This is a genomic window from Kitasatospora sp. NPDC058243 (assembly GCF_042882025.1).
In the GTDB taxonomy this organism is placed as follows: Bacteria; Actinomycetota; Actinomycetes; order Streptomycetales; family Streptomycetaceae; genus Kitasatospora.
This window is the reverse complement of sequence record NZ_JBHVWW010000080.1, coordinates 1-6,446: the sequence shown is the minus strand read 5'-3', so window position 1 is coordinate 6,446 and position 6,446 is coordinate 1. Positions and strand designations below refer to the sequence as shown.

7 protein-coding genes are annotated in these 6,446 nt (G+C 72.7%); 3 read left to right on the top strand and 4 right to left on the bottom strand.

The features are described from left to right. Nucleotides 1-139: 139 nt before the first annotated feature. Both ACFVX9_RS34760 and ACFVX9_RS34755 read right to left on the bottom strand, forming a co-directional pair. Entirely contained in the window at nucleotides 140-715 is a 576-nt protein-coding gene (locus ACFVX9_RS34760) for a TerD family protein (protein ID WP_063348242.1), read from the bottom strand. Between the two features lie 124 nt (nucleotides 716-839). Then, nucleotides 840-1,337, bottom strand: coding sequence for a hypothetical protein (locus ACFVX9_RS34755; protein WP_387985724.1), 498 nt, complete (start codon nucleotides 1,335-1,337; stop codon nucleotides 840-842). Nucleotides 1,338-1,429: 92 nt separating this feature from the next. On the opposite strand from ACFVX9_RS34755, the gene arfB reads away from it, so the two are divergent. Further along, the gene (gene arfB / locus ACFVX9_RS34750) at nucleotides 1,430-1,864 is read left to right on the top strand and encodes an alternative ribosome rescue aminoacyl-tRNA hydrolase ArfB (protein WP_063348241.1); all 435 of its coding nucleotides are present in this window, start codon (nucleotides 1,430-1,432) and stop codon (nucleotides 1,862-1,864) included. Between the two features lie 10 nt (nucleotides 1,865-1,874). Here the strand turns inward: arfB and ACFVX9_RS34745 are convergent, their stop codons facing one another. Next, nucleotides 1,875-2,411 (bottom strand): flavin reductase family protein, encoded by a 537-nt coding sequence (locus ACFVX9_RS34745; protein ID WP_380341611.1) that lies wholly within the window; start codon nucleotides 2,409-2,411, stop codon nucleotides 1,875-1,877. A 364-nt stretch (nucleotides 2,412-2,775) separates the two neighbouring features. On the opposite strand from ACFVX9_RS34745, the gene ACFVX9_RS34740 reads away from it, so the two are divergent. Together ACFVX9_RS34740 and ACFVX9_RS34735 are read left to right on the top strand one after the other, a co-directional pair. Beyond that, nucleotides 2,776-4,566, top strand: a complete 1,791-nt coding sequence (locus tag ACFVX9_RS34740; RefSeq protein WP_063348239.1) for a diguanylate cyclase — start codon at nucleotides 2,776-2,778, stop codon at nucleotides 4,564-4,566. Between the two features lie 90 nt (nucleotides 4,567-4,656). Then, nucleotides 4,657-5,697 carry a hypothetical protein gene (locus ACFVX9_RS34735; protein WP_380380886.1) on the top strand — a complete coding sequence of 347 codons (1,041 nt, stop codon included), beginning with the start codon at nucleotides 4,657-4,659 and terminating at the stop codon, nucleotides 5,695-5,697. Between the two features lie 98 nt (nucleotides 5,698-5,795). On the opposite strand, the gene ACFVX9_RS34730 is transcribed toward ACFVX9_RS34735, so the two are convergent. After that, a partial coding sequence (locus ACFVX9_RS34730) for an N-acetylglucosamine-6-phosphate deacetylase (RefSeq protein ID WP_387985719.1) occupies nucleotides 5,796-6,446 on the bottom strand: 651 nt, incomplete at its 5' end.

Here is a 6,446-nt window from a genome sequence, read left to right as displayed (position 1 = left end):
GTTGCGCCTCAGGTGGTGCCAGGGCGAAGCCTGGTTAGGTTCCGAACCCGAGAGGTCGGCGCGGGATGTTGGTGTCCCCGGTCCCCCCCCCCGCTTTCGTTCCGGCGGTGCGCCGGGCCGGGAGGGGCCCGGCGGGGTGTCAGAGCTGGACGCCGAAGTCCTGGGCGATGCCCGCCAGGCCGGAGGCGTAGCCCTGGCCGACGGCGCGGAACTTCCACTCGCCGCCGTTGCGGTAGAGCTCGCCGAAGATCATGGCGGTCTCGGTGGCGGCGTCCTCGGAGAGGTCGTAGCGGGCGATCTCGGCGCCGCCGGCGGCGTTCACCACGCGGATGTACGCGTTGCGGACCTGGCCGAAGCTCTGGCCGCGGGCGACCCCGTCGTAGATGGTGACGGGGAAGGTGATCTTGACGGCCTCGGCCGGCAGGCCGGCCAGGTTGACGTTGAGCGACTCGTCGTCGCCGGCGCCCTCACCGGTGCGGTTGTCACCGGTGTGCACGACGGTGTTGTCCGGGCTGCTGGTGTTGTTGAAGAAGACGAAGTGCCCGTTGGAGAGCACCTTGCCGTCCGCGTTCAGGACGATCGCGCTGGCGTCGAGGTCGAATTCGGTGCCGGTCGTGGTCCGGACGTCCCAGCCCAGGCCGACACTGACCGCGGACAGGCCCGGGGCCTCCTTGGTCAGCGAGACGTTGCCACCCTTGGAGAGGCTCACTGGCATGGCGATTGAAGTCCTTTCGTTCGCTTTTTCCGGGACAACGCCATACTCCGGTGGGTTGGTTCCGCGAAGTCCGTGAATTCTTCGTGGACGCCAATCCTCTGGCAAAGGTCTGACAATGCCCTGGTCAGATCCGGGGGAACCGGCCCTGCAGCGACCAGATGTTCGGATTGTCGGCCAGCTCGGGGTGCATATCGAAGAGGTCGGCGAGGGTGTCCTGGAGGAAGTCCCGGGCCTCGCGCCGCAGCTCGCCGTGGCGGACCACGACGGGCGGCTCGTCCGGCAGCCAGGTCGCGGTGATCTCGACCCAGTTGAAGCGGCGGGCGAACCGCAGCAGCTCGGTGTTCTGGGTGAAGTCGAGGTCGGCGGTCTGCACCCGGGCGGCCCGGCCGCCGTCCGGGTCGCGGTCCAGTTCCTCGACGATGTCGCACAGTGCCCAGGCGAAGTCGAGCACCGGCACCCACCCCCAGCCGGTGGACAGCTCGGCGCCCTCGGCGTCCAGGTAGACGTCGCCGCAGAACAGGTCGTACCGCAGGGACCGCACCGGGGCGGATCGGTAGTCCGTCTGCGGGGGGTCGGGGAAGCGGTTGGAGAGGGAGTAGCCGAGCTCGATCACGTACGCCATTGTCCGGGCTGCGGGCGGTGGTGCGGAACCGGGCCGCCGGCCGTCGCGGATAACCGGGTGACCGGGCGGTGCGGGCGCGGGATGATGGACGCATGCCCGAGCCCATCCGCGTACGGGGATCGGTGGTCGTCCCCGACGCCGAGCTCGTCTGGCGCTTCTCGCGTTCCTCCGGCCCCGGTGGCCAGCACGTCAACACCTCCGACAGCAAGGTCGAGCTGCGCTACGACCTGGCGGCGTCCAAGGCGCTGCCCGAGGTGTGGCGCGAGCGCGCGCTGGAGCGGCTGGCCGGGCGGCTGGTGGACGGCCGGGTGCTGGTGATCCAGGCCTCGGAGTTCCGCTCGCAGTGGCGCAACCGGGAGGCGGCCGCGGCCCGGCTGTCGGCGGTGCTGACCGAGGCGTGCGCGCCGCCGCCGAAGTCCCGCCGGGCGACCAGGCCGAGCCGGGGGATGGTCGAGCGCCGGCTGTCCAACAAGCGGCGCCGCTCCGAGCTGAAGCAGGGGCGGCAGTCGCCGCGGGGCGGCGAGTAGCCGGGGCGGCTCAGCCGAGGGCGCGGTAGCCGCCGCGGAAGTAGAGCAGCGGCCGGCCGGCCGGGCTGGGCACCGCGGCCTCCAGGACGCGGCCGAGCAGCAGGGTGTGGTCGCCCGCCGGTATCCGCTGCTCGGTGCGGCACTCGACGGTGGCGAGCGCGCCGTCGATCAGCGGGGCGCCGGAGCGCGGGCCGCGGTGGTGCGGGGTGTCCGCGAACAGCAGCCGGTCGCTGAGCCGGCCCTTCATGGCGAAGCGGGAGCCGAGCGCCTTCTGCCCCTCGGTGAGCAGCGAGACCGCCCAGGTGTCGGTGCGGGAGAGCACCTCGTCCATCCGGGAGTCCTCGCGGACCGAGATCAGGACCAGCGGCGGCTCCAGCGACACGGACAGGAAGGACGTGGCGGTCATGCCGACGTCCTCGCCGTCCTCCGGGTCGTGGACGGTCACCAGGCTCACGCCGGAGGCGAGCTGGGAGAGTGCCGCCCGGAACTCGTCGGGCGTGGCGTGGGAGGCAGCTTCGGGCTGCGGGGACGAGTACACGTACCGCACGGTAGTCGGCGGCCGCCGGAATCGGCATCGGGCCGAGGTCGTAGGACCAGCGGCGCACGGGGCGGGGTTGCGGCCGGGTCCGGGACTCACCCTCAGGAGTGAAGCAAGGGGCCTGCCGGGCGGCAGCGGGCTTCAGCGCGAGGCCAATGCGGTCGACCAAAGGAAATATTCCGATAGCGCTTTATGTCCCGCTATGGGGCGGATGAGCTGATTAAGGGTGCATTAGTGTCGTGTGATTTAAGTCACAAGTGATGGCCTATTGCTGACCGAGCGTGCCGAACGCTGTGCTCCCTGTGATTCAGTTCTTCTGGCAATCGGACGATAACCAATCAAGAACTATCCGAAGCAGCCGGGGAGCCCCCGCATGGAAGCCGAGTCGGAGCCGTACGTCCGTCTCGCGACCCTCCGCACCTTGCACCGGGTCGTGGCGGACCTCAACGCTGCCCGCAGCCTGGCGGGCACGCTGCAGGCCGTCGTCGAGGGTGCGGTGCACGGGCTCGGCTTCGACGCCGCCGCGGTCAGCCTGGTCCGCCCGGACGGGGACCTCGTGGTCGCGGCCGTCTGGGAGCTGGAGGAGAGCACCATGGGCGGCCCCTCCGTCCTGCTCGGCCAGGTCGGCTCCCGGGAGTCCTGGGACCGGCTGCTCGGCGTCAGCGACCACTGGGGCACCCTGCGCTTCCTGCCGTACGACCGCGGCTGGGCCGTCGCCAGCGACATCCCGCGCTGGATCGGGGACGGCCCGCTGCCCGTCTACGCCAACGACTGGCACCCCGCCGACGGGCTGCTCGCCCCGATGTACAGCGCCGGCGGCGACCTGCTCGGCGTCCTCTCGGTGGACCGCCCGCGCAGCGGCAAGCGGCCCGGGGCGTGGACCCGCGAGGCGCTGGAGATGTTCTCGCTGCAGGCCTCCATCGCGATCGGCAACGCCCGGCTGCGGGCCGAGATGCAGCGCGCGCTGGCCCGCCTGGAGAAGGAGCAGCAGGCCCTGCGGGCCAGCGAGGAGAGCTTCCGCCAGGCCTTCGAGTACGCGCCCAGCGGGATGGCCATCACCGAACTGCACGGCGCCGGGCGCGGCCAGCTGACCAGGGTCAACGACGCGCTCTGTCGTCTGCTCGGCCGCCCCCGCGCGGTGCTGCGCCAGCAGAGCTTCGCCGACCTCGTGCACCCGGAGGACCGGGCGCTGCTGGAGCGCACCAGCGCCGAGAGCGGCCGGGCGGAACTGCGGCTGTCCCGGCGGGACGGCGGCTACCAGTGGGTGTGCCTGCGCAACTCGATCGTGGCGGACGCGGCCGAGGGCCCGAGCTTCCTGCTCACCCACGTCGAGGACATCGAGGACCGCAAGCGCCACGAGTTCCAGCTCGCCCACCGGGCCAGCCACGACGCGCTCACCGGCCTGCCGAACGGCGCCGAACTGAAGGCCCGGCTGGGCCGCCGGCTCTGCGCCGAGCCGCAGACCGTCGGGGCCCCCGCCGGGCCGGGCGAGCCGGCCTACCCGGCGCCGTACGGCTACCCGGCCGACTCCTACAGCGCGCACGCCGCGTACGACCGGCTGGAGGGCGCGGACCCGTACGGCGGGCCGGTGCACGGCTACGGGACGCCCGAGGGCGGCCCGCCGTACGGCCTCGCCCCGGGCTACGGGGAGCACGTGCACGCGGTGGTCCCGGCCGACCAGGGCCCGGGCGGCGAGGCGTGGTCCGCACCGTTCCGCTCCGGCGTCGCGGCGTCGCTGGACAAGGGGCTCGCGGTGCTCTTCTGCGACCTGGACGGCTTCAAGTCGATCAACGACCGGTTCGGCCACAACGCGGGCGACGCGGTGCTGGTCGAGGTCGCCCGGCGGCTGAGCCAGGCCGTCCGGGACGGCGACACGGTGGCCCGGCTCGGCGGCGACGAGTTCGTCGTGCTGGCCGACGGGATCGGCCGCGAGGAGGCCAAGGACCTGGCCCACCGGCTGCGGGGCGCCATCATCCCGCCGATGCGGATCGACGGCCGGGCGATGCGGGTGGGGGTGAGCCTCGGCGTCGGCTGGGCGGGCTGCGGGATGAGCATCGAGGAGGTGCTGCACACCGCGGACGAGCGGATGTACGACGAGAAGCGGGCCCGGGGCGGCGCGGTGCGCGGCGCGCGGGGCGAGCGCTCGCACCGACGGGCGGGCTGAGCCCGCCGGTCCTGGTTACCCACGGGTTGTCAAGGGCTCTTTTCCGGCTGTCACAAAGGACAGGTAGGGTTCCCGGGTACGACAGCGTCCATGATCTGCGCCGGCGGCCCGCATCCCGGCGGCGCGAACCGGATGGGGGAGTTGACCACCGTGACGACCGCCGGCAACAACGGAGCGCCCGAGGGCGGTGCCCCGCAGGACGACGACCCGTTCGGCTACCTCTACCGCCCGGCGGAGGGTGCCTCCGGGCAGCCGGCCGAGCCACAGCAGGGCGTGCCCCGGACGTCGTACAGCCGTCCGATGGAGGTCGGCCGGGCCCAGTACGGGCAGCAGCCCTACCAGCCGCGGCCGCAGCAGCCCCCGTACGGCCAGCAGGCGGGGCCGCAGCAGGGCTACCCCGGCGGCCAGCAGCCGTACCCGCCGCAGCAACAGCAGCCCGAGCACGGCACCGCGCCCACCCAGCAGACCCGTTACGCCGAGCACTCCCGGCCGCAGCCGGGAGAGGACCGGTCGAGCAGCGGCCGGAGCAAGGGCGCGGTGATCGGCGCGGTCGCGGTGGTCGCGGCCATAGCGATCGGCGCCGGGATCGCGCTCTCCAAGGGCGACCCGGAGGGCGACAAGACCGCCAAGGGCGGCGCCCAGACCACCGCCGCGGCTCCCCCCAGCACCCCGGCGACCGGCAGTTCGTCCCCGACCGCCTCGGCCTCGGCGAGCACCACCGCCCCGGCCGGCCCGTTGACCGTGGACTCGGGCCAGCTCCAGGCCCAGAACGCGCCGTCCGGCAACGGCGTCAAGGGCACCAAGTCCGCCGACGGCAGCTACCTGACGCTCCAGCCGGGCGGCTCGGTGACCTGGAACGGCGAGGTCGCCGCGGCCGGCACCTACAAGCTGAACGTGCACTACAACAACACCGGCGGGGACCTGAAGGGCGCCGCCTCGGTGAACGGCAAGGACTGGCCGAGCGGGCTGCTCTTCAAGAACTACGTGCCCGGCAAGGACCCGGCGTCCTCCTGGTTCAACACCTGGATACTCCCGCAGCTCCAGGCCGGGACGAACAGCATCACCTTCACCGTGCCCTCCGGGTCGATCCTGATCGACCAGATCACCCTCGAACCGAATGCGACCGGCTGACCGGTTGAGCAGCTGACCGGTTGAGCGGCTGAGCCGGAACGCGAGACGGCCGCCCGTCCCCGTGGGGGAAGGGCGGCCGTCGGCGTTCCGGCGCTCCGTCAGGCGGGCTTGACCACGTCGAAGCGCTCGCCGCCGAGGACCCAGCGGCCGCGGCGCATGACGGCGACCAGGTCGTAGCCCTCGGAGTCGAGCACGACCAGGTCGGCCTGCTTGCCCGTCTCCAGCGAGCCGATCGAGTCGGCGAGGCCCAGCAGGCGGGCCGGGGTGGCGGACAGCGACTCGACGGTCTGGTTCAGCGTCAGGCCGTTGACGGTGAGCGAGCGCTTGAAGGCGACGTCCAGGGTGAGCGTGGAGCCGGCGATGGCGCCGCCCTCGACCAGCCGGGCGACGCCGTCCTTGACCTCGACCTGGAGCGGGCCGAGCGGGTAGAGGCCGTCGCCCATGCCGGCCGCGCCCATGGCGTCGGTGATCAGGGCGACCCGGGACGCCCCGGCGGTGCCGTAGGCGAGGTCGAGCACGGACGGGTGCAGGTGCACGCCGTCGTTGATCAGCTCGACGGTGACCCGCTCGTCCTCCAGCAGCGCCACGATCGGGCCCGGGGCGCGGTGGGCGATCCCGGGCATGGCGTTGAAGAGGTGGGTGGCGACGCTCGCGCCGGCGTCGATCGCCTCCAGCGTGGTGGCGTAGTCGGAGTCGGTGTGGCCGACGGCGGCGATCACGCCGAGGTCGGCGAGCATCCGCACCGAGTC

Coding starts and splice junctions, on each gene's coding strand:
- ACFVX9_RS34760 (WP_063348242.1), bottom strand. CDS start 715: ATGCCAGTGAGCCTCTCCAAGGGTGGCAACGTCTCGCTGACCAAGGAG.
- ACFVX9_RS34755 (WP_387985724.1), bottom strand. CDS start 1,337: ATGGCGTACGTGATCGAGCTCGGCTACTCCCTCTCCAACCGCTTCCCC.
- arfB (WP_063348241.1), top strand. CDS start 1,430: ATGCCCGAGCCCATCCGCGTACGGGGATCGGTGGTCGTCCCCGACGCC.
- ACFVX9_RS34740 (WP_063348239.1), top strand. CDS start 2,776: ATGGAAGCCGAGTCGGAGCCGTACGTCCGTCTCGCGACCCTCCGCACC.
- ACFVX9_RS34735 (WP_380380886.1), top strand. CDS start 4,657: ATGATCTGCGCCGGCGGCCCGCATCCCGGCGGCGCGAACCGGATGGGG.